The organism is Streptomyces sp. NPDC045778 (assembly GCF_056431945.1).
In genome coordinates, this window is sequence record NZ_JBWKJZ010000019.1 from 144,729 (window position 1) to 161,056 (window position 16,328).

A 16,328-nucleotide genomic window follows, 5' to 3' on the forward strand; every position below is an offset into this window, starting at 1 on the left:
TACAGTGGGTTACATGGACAGGCCATCCACCGCGGCACGGGACGCCGCCGGGGAGCGCGCCGCCGCCGAGCCGCGCTGGCTCGACGACGAGGAGCAGCGCACCTGGCTCGCGTACATACACGCCTCCACGCTCCTGGAGGACCACCTCGACCGTCAGCTCCAGCGCGACGCGGGCATGCCCCATCTGTACTACGGGCTCCTGGTGCAGCTCTCGGCCGCGCCGCGCCGGCGGATGCGGATGACGGAGCTGGCCCGTGACTCCAAGATCACCCGGTCCCGGCTCTCGCACGCGATCGCGCGCCTGGAGCGCAGTGGCTGGGTGCGGCGCGAGGACTGTCCGACGGACAAGCGCGGGCAGTTCGCGATCCTGACCGAGGAGGGCCAGGAGGTGTTGCGGCAGACCGCGCCCGGGCACGTGGAGGCGGTGCGGCAGTCGCTCTTCGACCGGCTCACCCCCCAGCAGCAGAAGTCCCTCGGCGAGATCATGCGGATCATCGCCGAGGGACTTCAGCCGAAGGAAGCGGGGGCGGACCTGCCCTGGCTCCGCTAGGAGCGCTCTGCGCTTCGCTGGAATTGCCACGCTGGGCCGTCGATCGTCCGCAGGTCCGTCGTAGCTGGTCGCGCAGTTCCCCGCGCCCCCAAAAGGGGACTTCGGCCGAAGGAAGCGGGGCGGGCCTGCCCTGGCTTCGCTGGAATTGCCACGCTGGGCCGTCGTTCGCCCGCAGGTCCGTCGTGGCTGGTCGCGCAGTTCCCCGCGCCCCTAGGAGGGGCGCGGGGGAACCGTGGCGCGTGTCAGTGCGCTACCACCGGGATCTTCAGCTCGTCCTCGGCGGCTTCGCCGTCGCCGGAGGCCGCCTGGCCGTTCTGGGCGCTGGTGTTGATGAGCACCCCGGCGATCAGCGCGGCCGCGGCGAGGATGCCGACCGCCCACCAGATGGCGGCGGTGTAGCCCTCCACCATGGACTGCGCGGCGAGCAGCTTCTGCGCCGCCGGGGTGGTCGCGGAGGCCGCGTGGTCCTCGATGTACGCCGTGGTCGCGGAGGCCGCGATGGTGTTCAGGAGGGCCGTGCCGATGGCGCCGCCGACCTGCTGCGAGGTGTTGACCATCGCGGAGGCGACACCCGCGTCACGCGCCTCGACGCCGTGCGTGGCGAGGGACATGGCGGGCATGAACGCCGTACCCATGCCGAGGCCGAGCAGCAGCTGGGCGGGCAGGATCAGACCGGCGTACGAGGTGTCGACCTCCAGCTGCGTCAGGAGCAGCATGCCGACGGCGGCGAGCAGGAAGCCCGGGGCCATCAGGAAGCGCGGGGGCACGCGGAGCATCAGGCGGGTGCCGATCTGCGTGGAACCCGTGATCATGCCCGCGATCATCGGCAGGAACGCGAAGCCGGTCTTAACCGGCGAGTAGCCCTTCACGATCTGGAGGTAGTACGTGAGGAACAGGAACAGGCCGAACATCGAGATGATCGCGAGGCCGAGCGACAGGTAGACGCCGCCGCGGTTGCGCTCGGTCAGGACGCGCAGCGGGAGCAGCGGGTGCTTGACCTTGGCCTCGGTGAGGACGAAGGCGGCGAGCAGCACGACGGACGCGACGAACATCGCGACGGTCACACCGTCCGACCAGCCGTCGGACTCGGCGCGCGTGAAGCCGTAGACGAGCGCGACCAGGCCGAGCGTGGACAGGACCACGCCGGGGATGTCGAGCGGCGAGCGGTTGCGGCCGCCCTCGGGCTCGCGGATCACGAAGTAGGCACCGGCGGCGGCGATGATCGCGAACGGGATGTTCACGAAGAACGTCCAGCGCCAGTTCAGGTACTCGGTGAGGAAGCCGCCGAGGATCAGGCCCACGGCGCCACCGCCACCGGCGATCGCACCGTAGATGCCGAACGCCTTGGCGCGCTCCTTGGCCTCGGTGAACATCACCGCGAGCAGGGACAGCGCGGCGGGCGCGAGCAGTGCGCCGAAGACGCCCTGGAGGGCGCGGGCGCCGAGCATCATGGCCTCGCCGGTCGCGGCACCGCCGAGCGCGGAGGCCACGGCGAAGCCGATGAGGCCGGTGACGAAGGTGCGCTTACGGCCCCAGAGGTCGGCGATGCGGCCGCCGAAGAGCAGCAGTCCGCCGAAGGCGAGGGCGTAGGCCGTGATGACCCACTGCTTGTTGCCCTCGGATATGCCGAGGTCCTCCTGGGCGGAGGGCAGCGCGATGTTCACGATGGTCGCGTCGAGGACGACCATGAGCTGGGCGAGCGCGATGAAGACGAGGGCCTTCCAGCGCTTCGGGTCCGGAGCGAGTGATGTGACGGGTGATGCAGACATGGGTGGAGCCACCTAATGACAGGGGAGTGAAGAGGCGAGTGCTGATTCAGACGTGGTCGGCGGATGCTGAGTCAGGCGCGGTTGTGGAATTCAGGCGTGGTTGCGGAGTTCAGGCGTGGTTGCGGAGTTCAGGCGTGGTCACGGAGAGATGAGACACCGGGCGGCAGGGGCGGCGCATGAGCCGTGGGTCGTGAGGCCGGCTCGTCCTTTGGTCCCCGGTCCGCAGGCGGGCCCCGGGGCCCCGGGACTACGGGCGGCTGTCGCGGTCAGTTGGCCTGCTGGCGTAGGTCCTCCAAGGTCGCGGGGTGTCCAGGAAGCTGTGAGCGGGCCGGTGCCATGAGGCCGTCCAGGAACAGCTGGAGATGGCGGTGCACGAACCGGTCGAAGTCCAAGAGGCAGCCGCCGGACCCGGGCAGCGGCCGGGTGAGCTGCGACAGGGCGATCATCACGTCCGCGACACCGATGTCGGGACGCAGCTGACCGACCGCGCGGGCGCGGTCCATGAGCCCCTGCACCGCGCCCTCGACGCGCGTGCGGGCCGCGTGCAGTTCGGGGTGGTCGGGGTCCAGGGCGTCGGAGACGATCGGGCACAGGGCGCCGATGCGCTCCTCCACCGCGGCGTGCGCGAAGCCGCGCAGCGCCTCGAAGGCGCTGTCCGGCTCGGCGTCGACGGCCTCGATCGCCTCCTCGGCCAGGACCGACACCCGGTCGGTGACGAAGAGCAGCACGTGGTGCACGAGGTCGCCGCGGTCGGGGAAGTGCCGGTAGACCGTGGCGTTGCCGACGCCCGCGCGGCGCGCGATCTCGTCGAGCGGTACGTCGGGACCGTGCTGCACGAACATCTCGCGCGCGGCGGCGACGATCCGCTCCCGGTTGCGCAGGGCGTCGGCCCGCGGACGTGGTGCGGGGCGCTGCGCGGCGGTGGCGGTGGACACGGGCGATCTCTCCTCGAAGCGGTCAAAGGCCTCAGGTTCGCAGGGCCGCGGGGAGCGGGTCCAACGAATTTCCCGGTGGGAACCGAGGTGCGCGATCCGGGGAGTGGATCCCCGTTTCGCGCGGACACCCGTCTAAACGGGGAGGCACTCCCCGGTTATTTCCCCCCTCTCGCGTGACCTGCGTCACATATTTCACGGGGGCCCCGGGCCGCGTCACACCCCCGGCCGCGCGGCCCCGGAACTTTTCGGGAAACCCACGATCGGTCGCGCTCAGCGCGCGCCCGCGCACCCTCCGGCACAGGGTGATCGCACAGGGCGCAGCCGGACCCGGCGGCTGCCGCGGAGCGGAAGGCCCACGCATGCAGCAGCCGAGGTGGAAGGGCATAGGCCGGGGCCGCGGCGCGGGGATCCGGGCGCCGGGACGGCCGCGCCGCCACCGGGTCGCCAGGGCCGTGGCCCTGGGCTCGGCCGCCGCGGTCGTGCTCGCCGTCACCACCTCCGCGAGCACCGGGCGCCTCCTCGCGGACACCCCGTCGGCCGCAGGACCCGTCGCGCAGGCCCGGTCCACCGCGCTCGGCCCCTGCATGATCAGCGGCGACCTCGGCGTCCAGATGTCGGAGGGCATCCCGACGGGCCCCGGCTACACCCGCTCCACCGGCACCGTGCGCGCCCTGAACCTGATGGTCGACTTCTCCGACGCGCCCGGCGAGGGCTCGGCGCTCGACCGGCTCGGGGAGTTCTTCCCGCAGACCTCCGACTGGTTCCGCACCAGCTCGTACGGCCGCCTCGACTACCGGCCCGAGGTGCCGGTGACCGACTGGCTGCGGATGCCGAAGCCGTTCAAGAAGTACGGGATAGAGCGCGGCGCGCCTTTCGACCCGGGCTACCGCGAACTGGTCCGTGACATCGTGAGCGCCGCCGACCCGGACGTGGACTTCCGCGCGTACGACCTGCTCAACGTCCTCGTCACGCCGAACGCGGGCCCCTCCGCGCTCGACACCGTCCTGTCGGTGACGTTCGCGGGCAACCACGAGGCGCCGGTCGCGGACGGCGTGCCGGTCGCCAACGCCTCCTTCGTCTACAGCCGCCAGGACGACGGCTCCGGCAGCTACGACCTGACCGGCTACCGGGTCCTGCCGCACGAGAACGGCCACGTCTTCGGCCTGCCGGACCTCTACACGCAGGGCGGCGGCGGCGCGGTCGGGCACTGGGACATCATGAGCGAGGACTGGGGCGCCAACAACGACCTGCTCGGCTGGCACAAGTGGAAGCTCGGCTGGCTCGACGACACCCAGGTCGACTGCGCCCCGGCGCGCGGCACCACGGAGCACCTGCTCACTCCGCTCGCGGGGCGCGGCGGCACGAAGCTGGTGTTCGTGCCCGTCGACGCGAAGACGGGCTACGCCGTGGAGCTGCGCACCCGCGCGGGCAACGACGAGGCGGTGTGCCGCCCGGGCGTGCTCGTGTACCGCGTGGACGCGGACGTCGACACCGGCCACGGGCCCATCACGGTCACCGACTCCACCCGCGACAGCGGCGGCTGCACCCGCAGCCCGAACGTGCACGCGGAGCTGTCGGACGCGCCGTTCACCCTCGGCGAGACCTTCACGGACCGCAAGGCCCGGGTGAAGGTGAAGGTGGCGGGCGTGGACCTGGACGGCAACTACCGCGTCCTGGTGACCCGCGCCTGAGGCGGCGGCCCCCCTCACGCCTGCGGCGCGGCCCCGGGCACGGACAGGCGCACCTGGCGCAGGAACGCCGCGTTGCTGGGCGCCTTGCGGAGCTGGTCGATGAGCGCCTCGGTCCCCTCGCGCCCGTCGCGCCGCGCCAGGGCCCGCCGCAGGCCGCGTACGGCCGCCAACTCCTCGGCCGGGACGAGGAGTTCCTCGCGGCGGGTGCCGGAGGGGGTGACGTCGACGGCCGGGAAGACCCGGCGGTCGGAGAGGGTCCGGTCCAGGCGCAGCTCCATGTTCCCGGTGGACTTCAGCTCCTCGAAGTAGTACTCGTCGGCGCGCGATCCCGTCTCCACCAGGACGGTGGCGAGCATCGTCAGGGAGCCGCCCTCCTCGGCCAGGCGCGCGGCGCCGAAGAGCCGCTTGGGCCCCTGCACGGAGGCCGCGTCGACGCCGCCGCTGAGGGTGCGGCCGCCGCTCGCCGCCGTGTTGTTGTACGCGCGGCACAGGCGGGTCAGCGAGTCGAAGAGCATGACGACGTCCTTGCCGTCCTCGACGAGCCGCTTGGCGCGCTCGACGGCGAGTTCGGCGAGCGCGACGTGCGCCTTGGGAGCCCGGTCGAAGGTGGAGGCGAGCACCTCGCCGCGCACGGCGCGGCGCATCTCGGTGACCTCTTCGGGCCGCTCGTCGAGCAGGACGACCATGAGGTGGCACTCGGGGTGGTTGGCGGCGACGGCCTCCGCGATCTGCCGCAGCAGCACGGTCTTCCCGGTGCGCGGCGGGGCGACGATCAGGCCGCGCTGGCCCTTGCCGACGGGCGCGACCAGGTCGACGAGGCGCGGCGCGAGCGAGCCGCCGGCCGTCTCCAGGCGCAGCCGCTCGCGCGGGTGCAGCGGGGTGAGCCCTGCGAACTCGGGGCGGGCGCGCAGGCCTTGGGGCGCGCGGCCGTTGACGCGGGTGACCTCGGCGAGGACGCGTGGGCGCGCGCCGCAGGTGCCTTCGACGAAGTCGCCCGCGCGCAGGCCGAGCCTGCGCACGAGGGCAGCCGGGACGAGTACGTCGCCGGGCCCGGGCAGGCAGCCTTCGGCGCGCAGGTGCCCGTCGGCCTTCGCGAGGTCAAGGACGCCGCTGTGGATCCGCAGGTCGGTCGTGGGGGTGGCCTGAGTGGCCTGGAGGGTCTGGTTCATGGGGTGGGTGGTCCTTTCGCGTATACGCGGGACATGCGCGAGCTGCGCGGAGAAGGCCGGTCGCGAGGGACCGCGCACACCAGGTGGCGACGGTTCATGGCCTCGTACGACGGGCTGGTCGAAGCGGGAGTCCGGACCGGGCGAAGAGAGCGCACCGAGTCGGAGAAGAAAGGCACGGCGCCCAGGAGGGGCGTACACACGTGCTGTCCGCACGGTAGCACACGACCTGGCGCGCACGGCCCTCCCCGTCCGGCGGCCGGAGCTTCCGCACGCCGGTGACGGTGTGTGCGCGATCGCGTACGTTCGGTTTCCTCGCGGGTCGCGCCGGGCGGCCCCGGCAGGCAGGAGGACCTCTCATGCGTCGTATCGCCCTCGCCCTCGGCTCCGTCGTCGCGGCCGGAACGCTGGCCCTGGCGGTGCCGGGCTCCGCGCTCGCCGCGGAGGGGGTGCTGGTCGTCGGCGGCGTCGCGTACGCCGAACCGGAAGGCTGCTACGACACGGACATGTGGCCGCTCACCGTGGACAACCACACCGACGAGGTCGCCCTCGTCTTCTCGGGGCCCGACTGCACCGGTGAACTCCTCGAACTCGTCGCTCCCGGCGAGTCGTCGGTCTCGGAGTTCGGGACCAGCGTCTACGTCGACTGACCCGCGACGAGGACCGCGCACGCGGCGCGGCGCGCCGCGTGCGACCCTTGGGGGTCGGGACACCCGAGGGGCACAGGAGGCCGAACGACCATGACGGATACCCGCGTTGTCCTCGTCACCGGCGGCGGAACGGGCATCGGCGCCGCCACCGCCCGCCACCTGCGCGCCGCCGGGCACCACGTGGTCGTATCCGGGCGGCGCCCGGAGCCGCTGCGCCGCCTCGCCGAGGAGACCGGCGCGCTCGCCCACCCGGCGGACGCGGCAGAGCCCGAGGCCGTCGCCGGTCTCGTCGCGGCCACCGTCGAGGCGTACGGACGGCTCGACGGCGTCGTCCTGAACGCGGGGACCGGCCGCCCGGGGGCCGTGGGCGACGTGACCCCCGAGGACTGGGAGACCGTCCTCGCCACCAACCTCACCGGCCCCTTCCACCTGCTGCGCACCGCGCTTCCGCACCTCATCGAGAGCCGTGGCTCGGTCGTCGCCGTCGCCTCGGTCTCCGCGCTGCGCAACGGCGTCGGCAACGCCGCGTACGCCACGTCCAAGGCGGCGCTGCTCCAGCTGTGCCGCTCCGTCGCCGTCGACTACGGGGCGCGCGGTGTGCGCGCCAACACCGTCTGCCCCAGCTGGGTGCGCACGGAGATGGCGGACCGGCGCATGGCCCTGTTCGCACAGGCGGCGGACCTCGGCGACGGCGCGGCGGGCCTGGACGCCGCGTACGAGCAGGCGACGCGGCTGATCCCCGCGGGCCGCCCCGGCACGCCGGAGGAGGTGGCCGAGGCGATCGCCTGGCTGCTCTCGCCCGCCGCCTCGTTCGTCAACGGCGCCACCCTCACCGTCGACGGCGGCGTGAGCGCGGTCGACCCGGGCACGGTGGCGTTCGACCACGAGATCACCAGGCGGGACTAGCGCCCTCGGAAGCCCCTCCTCCGGGCCCCCGGAGCCCGAAGAGCCGCCTGTTCACAGGCCGTTAAGCAGTGTGGCTGACGCCCCCTCACGACGTACGGTGGCCCCATGCCCGAACTCCAGCGCCTGCGCGCAGACCACGCCCCGGCCCTGCTCGCCTTCGAGCGGGAGAACCGCGCCTACTTCGCCGCGTCGGTCCCGGACCGCGGCGACGCCTACTTCGCCGCGTTCGACGAGCACCACCGCGCGCTGCTCGCCGAGCAGGAGACGGGGGCGTGCCACTTCCACGTCGTGGTGGGCGGCGACGGCGAGATCCTCGGCCGGGTCAACCTGGTCGACGTGGCCGACGGCACGGCCGAACTGGGCTACCGCATCGCCAAGAAGGCCACCTCCCAAGGGCTCGCCACCTCGGTGGTGCGGCAGGTGTGCGTCCTCGCCGCCACCGAGTACGGCCTGACGTCGCTGCGGGCCGAGACCACGGCCGACAACCCCGGCTCGCAGGCCGTGCTCGCCCGCACCGGCTTCGTACCCACCGGGGAGATCGTCCTCGACGGCCGCCCCGGTGTCCGGTACGTACGCGACCTGACCGGGTCGGACGTCCGGCCCGGGGCTACAGGAAGCTGACGTTCTGCGCGAGCGCGAGGCCGCCCGAGTAGTTGACGGTGTTCGTGGCCGGGCGCATGTAGGCGCGCCACGCGTCGGACCCGGACTCGCGCCCGCCGCCGGTCTCCTTCTCGCCGCCGAAGGCCCCGCCGATCTCCGCGCCCGACGTGCCGATGTTGACGTTGACGATGCCGCAGTCGGAGCCCTCGGCGGACAGGAACAGCTCGGCCTCGCGCTGGTCGCGCGTGAAGACGCTCGACGAAAGGCCCTGCGGCACGTCGTTGTGCAGCGCGATGGCCTCGTCGAAGTCTCCGTACGTCATCACGTACAGGATCGGCGCGAAGGTCTCCTCCTTCACCACGCCCGTCTGCGCGGCGACGCGCACCACGACGGGCTCCACGTACGCCGCGTCGGGCGCGACGTCGGCCAGGCGCCGCTGTCCGCCCGCGAGGACCTTGCCGCCCTCGGCCTGGGCGCGGGCGAGGGCCTCCTGCATGCGGTCGAGCGCGGACAGCGAGATCAGCGGCCCGACGAGCGTCGACGCGTCGAAGGGGTCGCCGATGGGCAGCTTCCCGTACGCGCCCGTGAGCCGCCCCACCAGCGCGTCCACGACGTCCTCGTGCACGATGAGCCGGCGCAGCGTCGTGCACCGCTGCCCCGCCGTGCCCGCCGCGGCGAACACCACGCTCCGCACGGTGAGGTCGAGGTCCGCGGAGGGGGTGACCACGGCGGCGTTGTTGCCGCCGAGTTCGAGCAGCGAGCGCCCGAAGCGGGCGGCGACCCGCGGCCCCACCTCGCGCCCCATGCGCGTGGATCCGGTGGCGCTGACGAGCGCCACCCGCGGGTCGTCCACGACCCGCTCCCCCACGGCCCGGTCGCCGAGCAGCAGATGGTGCACGCCGGCCGGGGCGCCCACGTCGTCGGCGGCCCGGTCGAGCAGCCGCGCGCACGCGAGCGAGACCAGGGGCGTCTGCTCGGACGGCTTCCACACCACGGTGTCGCCGCAGGCCAGGGCGACGGCGGTGTTCCAGGACCAGACGGCGGCCGGGAAGTTGAACGCGGAGATCACGCCGACGACCCCGAGCGGATGCCAGGTCTCCGCGAGCCGGTGCCCGGGCCGCTCGGAGGCGATGGTCCGCCCGTAGAGCTGGCGCGAGAGCCCCACCGCGAAGTCGCAGACGTCGATCATCTCCCGCACCTCGCCGAGCGCCTCCGAGCGGATCTTGCCCGCCTCGATGGTGATCAGATCGGCGACGTCCTCCTGGTGGGTACGCAGCAACTCGCCCAGGCGGCGCACCAGTTCGCCCCGGCGCGGGGCCGGCACGGTCCGCCACTCCAGGAACGCCTCGTGCGCGGCGGCGACGGCCTCCTCCACGGCGCCGGGCGCGACCGCGGCGAGCGCGAAGAGCCCCTCGCCGGTGAGGGGCGTACGGGCCTGGCACCCCCGGCCTTCGGGGATCTCGGCGCCGACGCGGGTGAGGGCGTCGAGGGCGCGGTGGCGGAGGCTTTCGGTGGTGGGGAGGGTGGGGGCCACGGGGCTCCTTCGGAGAGATGTGCGGTCACGGGCGGGCGGGCGGGCAGACAGGCGGACCGGCGGGCGGGGCCGGCGGGTGGGGCAGGCGCAGCTCACGGGCCACCCGTTCCAGAGAGGTCCGCTCCTGGGCCTCGTACAGGTCGAACGGGTCGAGGACCTCGCAGCCCATGGCCCCCGACAGCCAGGCGCTGTCGTACGCGGCGCCTTCCAGGCCCTCGTGCCGCACCCCGGCCCCCTCCAGGTTCGACTGGAAGATCCCGGCGGCGGAGCGGGGCAGGAAGTCCTCGTAGACGAGGGGCTCGGCCCGCACCCACCCCGCGTCGAGGAGGTCGTCGAGCGCGGCGGGCGGCGGGGCGCCGTCGCGGGGCCGGTCGGCCACCACGTGGTACGTGAAGTGGCCGAGCCCCCGGGCGGCCAGCTCGCGCTCGGTGCGCGGGACGTGCTCGGCCCACACCGCGCGGGCGGTGTCGGCGCGCTCGGCCGGGGTGGGCGGGCGTGAGTCGTCGTGGCGGGCGAGGCGCTCGTCGACCCGGGCGAGGAGGTCGTCGTAGAGGGCGCGCCCCGCCCGCGTGAGGGCGATCCCGCGCGCCTCCACCTCCCCGAACCGCACCCGCAGCGCCCCGCTGACCACGCTCCCGTCGGCGAGGCGCAGCGCGCGCGGCTCGTCGAGCGCCCGGAACGACGTCTGCCGCAGCAGCACGTCGGGCCCGTCCCAGGCGGGCGGCCCCTGCACGGTGTCGATCATCCGGACGCCGCGCGCGGTCATCCGGCGGTACAGCTCGTCGATGTCGAGGACGCGGGGCGTGAGGTGGTTGATGTGCGTGCTGCGTACGCCGCCGATGTCGGCGGCCACGGCGGAGACCCGCTCCAGCTCCTCGTACCACGCCTTGTCGATCGGTTCGACGGACAACTCGAAGGCCGCGACGGCGAGTTCGAGGAACCGCTCGGCGTCGGCGGCCGGCAGGCCGCCCTCGGCCCCGGCCCGGTCCGCGAGCGCGAGCAGCTCCGGCGGGAACAGCTCGCGCGCGGCGAGGAAGTCTTCAAGGCGCCGCCGCAGCCCGTCGTCGAAGAACCGCGGGTCGGCGGGGGTGAGGAGCGAGGTGAACACCCGGAACGGGTTCCGGGCCAGCTCGTCCCCTTCGACGGGCCGGAAGGCCGTGGACACCACGGGCACGGCGCTCGCGGCGGCCTCGCGCAGGTCGTAGAAGCCGACGGGCCGCATCCCGAGCGCCCCGAAGATCCGCGCCACCTGGCCAAGCTCGGCCGGGGTGCCGACCCGGATCGCGCCGTGCCGCTCGGCCGTGACCCGGCCGATGGACCCGAGCCGCTCGGCGGCGGCGCCGCGCTCGCGCAGGACGTCCTCGTTCACCTCGCGGGTGACGTCGACGAGGGTGGTGTACGCGGGCACTTCGCGCCCGTACATGCCGGAGAGGCGCGCGGCGAAGGCGGCGCGGAGCTGCCAGGGGGCGTACGGGGCGGCCTGGGGGGCGTGCGGGGCGGTCATGCGGGCTCCTCTCGGCGGTACCGGCTGGACGGGGCCGGGCGGCGGCGGTCGTCACACCACATGCGCCTCCGGCCTGCCGCCCGCGCCGACCCGGAACCGCTCGGCGCTCAGGGACGACACGTCCACGCACGGCGAGTGCTCCAGATACAGATCGCGTACGACCTCACCGACGGCCGGGGCCTGGAGGAAGCCGTGCCCGGAGAACCCGGTGGCGTACAGGAAGTTGGGCACGTCCCGGGACCGGCCGACGAGGGCGTTGCGGTCGGGCGTGACCTCGTAGAGCCCGGCCCATCCGCCCACGACGTCGAGGCCGGCGAGGGCGGGCGCGCGCCGCCGCATCACGTCCCGGAACAGCTCCACCCACTCCTCGGTCCACGTCGTGTCGAACCCTTCCTCCTGCCCCGGGTCCGCGAGCCCGAACAACAGCCCGTGCCCGGTGGTGTGGAAGTACGCCGTGGAGGAGAAGTCGATGGTGAACGGGGTGCGGGGCGGGGGCGGCACGAGCGGGGTGGTGAACGCGATCTGCCGCCGCAGTGGCCGCACCGGAAGCGCCACCCCCGCCATCTCCCCGACGCCCGCGGACCAGGCGCCCGCGGCGCACACCACGGCGTCGCAGGTGATCGCGCCGCGGTCGGTGCGCACGGCGGTGACGCGCCCGCCCGTCACGTCCATCCCGGTCACGGTGGTCCCCGTGACGAAGGAGGCCCCGGCCGCGGCGGCGGCGCGGGCGTATCCGGCGACGACGGCCGCCGGCCGGGCGTGTCCGTCGTCGGGCGAGTACGCGGCGGCGAGCAGCCCCTCGGTCCGTACGTAGGGACACAGCGCCCGCGCCTCGTCGGGCCCGACCATGCGGCCCCGCACCCCCATCCGCGCCTGGACCGCGACGCTCTCCTCGAACGCCGCTACGTCCTCCGCCCGGTCGAGCAGGAACAGGTACCCGACCGTCTCCAGGCCGATGTCCCCGCCGGGCCGCGCCGCGAAGTCCCCGAAGGCCCGCAGGCTCCGCGCGCCCAGGGCGATGTTCACCGGGTCGGAGAACTGCGCCCGCACCCCGCCGACCGGCTTGCCCGAACTCCCGCACCCGAGCGTGCCCCGCTCGACCACCACGACGTCCCGGACCCCGGCCTCGGCCAGGTGGAACGCGACGGAGGCCCCCATCACGCCCCCGCCGACGACCACGACACGCGACGACCGGCCCATGGGTACCAGCCCCTTCCGCCGAGAAGTGTCCGGGGTTGCCATCGTGACGCACACGGACAGTTGAGGTCCATCAACAGTCCGTCGGCGCGGCCGATCACGGGGCCGATTGCGCGGCCGTTCGCGCGCGGGCCGTTCCAGGATTCCGGGGCAAGGGGAACGGCCGGGCCTGTGCGGCCCGGCCGTTGTGGGGGGACATCCTTGAGTCAGCCGACGAGTCAGCCGACGAGTCAGCCGACGAGTCAGCCGGCGAGTCAGCCGGCGAGCTTGTCGAAGCGGACGCCCGTCAGCTCCTGCGACACCTCCCACAGCCGTCGGGCGGCCCCCTCGTCCAGGGCGTTCGCGGCCGGGGTGAGGCGCTTGGGACCGGGGCCGTAGAAGTCGCCGCCCGTGACGTCGGGTGAGGTCGCGGCGTGCAGGGAGGGGAGCGCGCCCTTCTCGGGGGACTGGAGGAACAGCCGCATCAGGGCGCTCACCGGGCGCGGGAGGGCGCCGATGTTGGTGGCGGTGGTGCCGGGGTCCGAGGCGAGGCTGAGCAGGTCCACGCCCGCGGCGTCGGCCCGGCGCTGGAGTTCCAGACAGAACAACAGGTTGGCCAGCTTCGACCGCGCGTACTGCCCGTTCCTGCTGTACCCGCGCTCGGCGTTCAGATCGTCGAAGTCGAGGTCCGCCTTGGCGTGGTTGTCGCTGGAGACGGTGACCACGCGAGCGCCCGGCCGGGCCAGCAGGAGCGGCAGCAGCAGCCCGGTCAGGGCGAAGTGACCGAGGTGGTTGACGCCGAACTGGGCCTCGAACCCGTCCGCGGTGACCTGGCGCGCGATCATTCCCACGCCGGCGTTGTTGACGAGCAGGTCGAGCCCGTCGAGCCGGCCCGTGAGCGCGTCGGCGAGGGCGCGCACCGAGGCGAGGTCGGCCAGGTCGAGGGGGACGGACTCGACCTGGGCCGAGCCCGTTTCGTGCCGGATCCGGGCGACCGCCTCGGCGCCCTTGGCGGTGCTGCGGCAGGCGATCAGGACGCGGGCGCCGTGCCGGGCCAGCTCCACCGCGGTCGGCAGGCCGATCCCGCTGTTGGCCCCGGTGACCAGGGCCGTCGAGCCGGTGAGGTCCGGGATGCGCGGGGCGGCGGTCACGAGGTCCGCACGGAGCCGAGCAGGGAGCGGACGGCGGCGGCGGTGCGGGTGGCGACCTCCTTGGGGGCCAGCTCGCGCAGCTCGGCCGAGAGGACCTCGGTGGACAGCGGCACGTCGACGCCCTTCGCCTCCAGGGTGCGCACCAGGCCGACGAGGTCGAAGTCGCCCTCGCCCGGCAGCTTCCGGCCGTTGACGCAGTCCTCCTGGAGGGTGCCGACCGGCTCCGCGGCTCCGTCGCACAGCTCGATGCCGGTGATGTGCCGTGCCGAGACCTTCTCCAGGGCCGCCGGGCCGTGCGGGTCCCGGAAGAGGTGCCAGGCGTCGATCAGCAGGCCTCCGTTGGGGCGGTCCGCCGCCATGACGACCTCCGCCGCGACGCCGTAGTGGAAGTCGGGGAACACGGCGAACGGTTCGAGTTCCACGATGAGACCGCGCTCGGCGGCCCGGTCGCACAGGGCCGCGAAACGCTCCACGAGGAGGTCGAGCGGCAGCATTTCGGCGGGCGGCATGAACACCGCGGACGTCTTCACACGATCGGCTCCGAACGCCTCGGCCCAGCCGAACAGCAGCTCCTCGCTGCGGCGCCCCTGCTCGCCCTCCTCGCCGTCGGCGTGCCAGCCGAGCAGCAGCTCGATCTCACCGACCCGCACGCCGTGCTCGTCGAGGACACCGAGGAGGCTGTCCATCGACCGGGTCTTCAGCAGTTCCTCCAGTTCGTAGGCGCCCATGCCCATGCCGGGAGACCCCACTGCCGCGACGGCGGCGACCCGGCTCTCGAACGTGTCGCGCACGGGCTCCGGCCACAGTGAACCGGCCAGATGAGGATGGGCAAAGAACGGAATCTGCTGGTCGAGAAGGCTCATCATCTCTCTCATCCGTTGGTATGCGTGTGAGACGTTCGTCGCTCGGACGCACTGGTGCCAGTCAAGCCCCCACCGCTCGCCGGAGAACAGGGGGAAGCACCCCTAACAACTCCCGGAATCCCCCTAGAAAAAGAGCCTCCACATCGGCTCCGGTGACGGCTAGGGGCGACCCCAAAAGGTTAGGGGTTGTTGTCCCCCATAGGGCGGCGCAGCGTTGACCCGGAATGCTGTATGCGCATTCGAATCCAGTAGCAAAATCGACAGAAAATGGGGACTGGACACCGTGACTTTCACACTCTCCGTGGGCCGCACCGTGCAACTGGAAGAATTCGAGACGGCGGCCAGGGGGTCGATTCCGGTCGCCGTGGACGAGGGCGTCAGGAACCGGGTTCGCACGTCGCGCGAGACGCTTGAGAAATTCGTGAGCGACGGGCGCGTCATCTACGGCGTCAACACCAGCATGGGCGGGTTCGTCGACCACCTGGTGCCGGTGACGATGGCACAGGAACTCCAGGAGAACCTCATCAACGCGGTCGCCACCAACGTGGGCAACTACGTCGACGATGAGGTGGTGCGCGCCATCATGCTCGCGCGCATCGTCTCGCTGTCACGGGGCAACTCCGCCATCTCGGAGGAGAACCTCGACAAGCTGATAGCCGTGTACAACTCCGGGATCACGCCCTGCGTACCGGAGAAGGGCTCGCTCGGCACCAGCGGCGACCTCGGCCCGCTCGCCGCCATCGCCCTGAGCTGCACCGGGCAGTGGCGCTCCCGCTACCAGGGGGAGACGCTGCCGGGCGGCGAGGCTCTGCGGCGCGCCGGCCTGGAGCCGATGAAGCTGAGCTTCAAGGAGGGCCTCGCGCTGATCAACGGCACCTCCGGGATGGTCGGCCTCGGCACCGTCGTCTACGAGCGGGCCCGCCGTCTGCTCGACACCTATCTGCTGATCTCCGCGCTCTCCGTGGAGGGCCTGCGCGGCATGACCAAGCCGTTCGACCCCCGGGTGCACGCGCTCAAGCCGCACCGGGGCCAGCAGGAGGTGGCGCGGCGGCTGTGGGAGACGCTCGGCAGCTCGCGGCTCGCGGTCCTGGAGCAGGACACCGAGGCCGCCCTCGCCCAGGAGATGGACGCGTCGGTCAAGGCGGGCTCGCAGCCCATCGAGGACGCGTACTCGATCCGCTGCACACCGCAGATCCTCGGCCCGGTGCTCGACTGCCTCAACACGATCGGCGGCACCCTCCAGGACGAGCTGAACTCCTCCAACGACAACCCGCTCGTCGTCCCCTCCGAGGACGACGTGTTCCACAACGGGCACTTCCACGGGCAGTACGTGGCCATGGCCATGGACCACCTCGTGATCGCCCTGACCACCCTGACCAACCTGTCCAACCGCCGCGTCGACCGCTTCCTGGACCGGTCCAACAGCAACGGGCTTCCGCCGTTCCTGTGCAAGGAGAACCCCGGCCTTCGCCTCGGCCTGATGGGGGGCCAGTTCATGACCGCGTCGGTGACCGCGGAGACCCGGGCGATGTCGATGCCCATGTCGATCCAGTCCCTGACCTCGACGGGTGACTTCCAGGACATCGTCTCGTTCGGGTTCGTGGCCGCGCGACGGGCCAAGGAGGTCCTCACCAACGCCACTTACGTCGCGGCCTTCGAACTCCTCTGTGCCTGCCAGGCCGTGGACATCCGGGGCAGCGAGGGCCTGTCGGACGCCACCCGCGAGCTGTACGAGAGGACCCGGGCCCTCGTCCCGTACCTCGACCGGGACATCACCATCACCGACTACGTGGAGGCGATCGCCCGCGAGATCCTCGCCTGAGGAACGCACTC

General features: G+C 72.9%; 14 protein-coding genes. 6 read left to right on the forward strand and 8 right to left on the reverse strand.

All coding sequences use genetic code 11. The features are described 5' to 3' along the window. The first annotated feature begins 13 nt into the window (after window positions 1-13). Window positions 14-550, forward strand: a complete 537-nt coding sequence (locus AC07GB_RS24295; protein WP_478848750.1) for a MarR family winged helix-turn-helix transcriptional regulator — start codon at window positions 14-16, stop codon at window positions 548-550. A gap of 242 nt (window positions 551-792) precedes the next feature. On the opposite strand, the gene AC07GB_RS24300 is transcribed toward AC07GB_RS24295, so the two are convergent. Together AC07GB_RS24300 and AC07GB_RS24305 are read right to left on the reverse strand one after the other, a co-directional pair. Beyond that, on the reverse strand, window positions 793-2,319 hold the full coding sequence (locus AC07GB_RS24300) for an MFS transporter (protein WP_478848752.1): 1,527 nt from the start codon (window positions 2,317-2,319) through the stop codon (window positions 793-795). Window positions 2,320-2,585: 266 nt separating this feature from the next. Further along, window positions 2,586-3,254: a TetR/AcrR family transcriptional regulator gene (locus AC07GB_RS24305; protein WP_478848755.1), complete on the reverse strand. Its 669-nt coding sequence runs from the start codon at window positions 3,252-3,254 to the stop codon at window positions 2,586-2,588. Between the two features lie 359 nt (window positions 3,255-3,613). Here AC07GB_RS24305 and AC07GB_RS24310 point away from each other — a divergent pair, with 359 nt between their 5' ends. Further along, window positions 3,614-4,945, forward strand: coding sequence for a M6 family metalloprotease domain-containing protein (locus AC07GB_RS24310; protein ID WP_478848757.1), 1,332 nt, complete (start codon window positions 3,614-3,616; stop codon window positions 4,943-4,945). Window positions 4,946-4,959: 14 nt separating this feature from the next. Here AC07GB_RS24310 and rho read toward each other — a convergent pair whose 3' ends face one another. Further along, a complete protein-coding gene (rho, locus tag AC07GB_RS24315; RefSeq protein WP_478848759.1) occupies window positions 4,960-6,114 on the reverse strand; it encodes a transcription termination factor Rho in 1,155 nt (384 codons plus the stop codon). A gap of 356 nt (window positions 6,115-6,470) precedes the next feature. Here rho and AC07GB_RS24320 point away from each other — a divergent pair, with 356 nt between their 5' ends. The 3 genes from AC07GB_RS24320 (at window position 6,471) to AC07GB_RS24330 (ending at window position 8,288) form a co-directional block, all read left to right on the forward strand. Continuing rightward, window positions 6,471-6,761, forward strand: a complete 291-nt coding sequence (locus AC07GB_RS24320) for a hypothetical protein (RefSeq protein ID WP_478848761.1) — start codon at window positions 6,471-6,473, stop codon at window positions 6,759-6,761. Window positions 6,762-6,851: 90 nt separating this feature from the next. After that, the gene (locus tag AC07GB_RS24325) at window positions 6,852-7,667 is read left to right on the forward strand and encodes an SDR family NAD(P)-dependent oxidoreductase (protein WP_478848763.1); all 816 of its coding nucleotides are present in this window, start codon (window positions 6,852-6,854) and stop codon (window positions 7,665-7,667) included. 105 nt (window positions 7,668-7,772) lie between these two features. Next, window positions 7,773-8,288, forward strand: coding sequence for a GNAT family N-acetyltransferase (locus AC07GB_RS24330; protein WP_478848765.1), 516 nt, complete (start codon window positions 7,773-7,775; stop codon window positions 8,286-8,288). Here AC07GB_RS24330 and amaB read toward each other — a convergent pair. The 5 genes from amaB to AC07GB_RS24355 form a co-directional block, all read right to left on the reverse strand. Next, window positions 8,275-9,801 carry an L-piperidine-6-carboxylate dehydrogenase gene (amaB, locus tag AC07GB_RS24335; RefSeq protein ID WP_478848767.1) on the reverse strand — a complete coding sequence of 509 codons (1,527 nt, stop codon included), beginning with the start codon at window positions 9,799-9,801 and terminating at the stop codon, window positions 8,275-8,277. The two genes, AC07GB_RS24330 and amaB, sit on opposite strands and share 14 nt — an antisense overlap. Before the next feature lie 25 nt (window positions 9,802-9,826). Then, entirely contained in the window at window positions 9,827-11,305 is a 1,479-nt protein-coding gene (hglS, locus tag AC07GB_RS24340; RefSeq protein ID WP_478848769.1) for a 2-oxoadipate dioxygenase/decarboxylase, read from the reverse strand. A gap of 51 nt (window positions 11,306-11,356) precedes the next feature. Next, a complete protein-coding gene (locus AC07GB_RS24345; RefSeq protein WP_478848771.1) occupies window positions 11,357-12,505 on the reverse strand; it encodes an NAD(P)/FAD-dependent oxidoreductase in 1,149 nt (382 codons plus the stop codon). Window positions 12,506-12,756: 251 nt separating this feature from the next. Beyond that, complete coding sequence (locus AC07GB_RS24350) at window positions 12,757-13,632, reverse strand: oxidoreductase (protein ID WP_478848772.1); 876 nt, start codon at window positions 13,630-13,632, stop codon at window positions 12,757-12,759. Continuing rightward, the gene (locus AC07GB_RS24355) at window positions 13,629-14,495 is read right to left on the reverse strand and encodes a sugar phosphate isomerase/epimerase family protein (protein WP_478848774.1); all 867 of its coding nucleotides are present in this window, start codon (window positions 14,493-14,495) and stop codon (window positions 13,629-13,631) included. Before AC07GB_RS24355 ends, AC07GB_RS24350 begins: the two co-directional genes overlap by 4 nt. A 283-nt stretch (window positions 14,496-14,778) precedes the next feature. Here AC07GB_RS24355 and AC07GB_RS24360 point away from each other — a divergent pair, with 283 nt between their 5' ends. Further along, on the forward strand, window positions 14,779-16,317 hold the full coding sequence (locus AC07GB_RS24360; RefSeq protein ID WP_478848776.1) for a phenylalanine aminomutase (D-beta-phenylalanine forming): 1,539 nt from the start codon (window positions 14,779-14,781) through the stop codon (window positions 16,315-16,317). The last annotated feature ends 11 nt before the right edge of the window (window positions 16,318-16,328 follow it).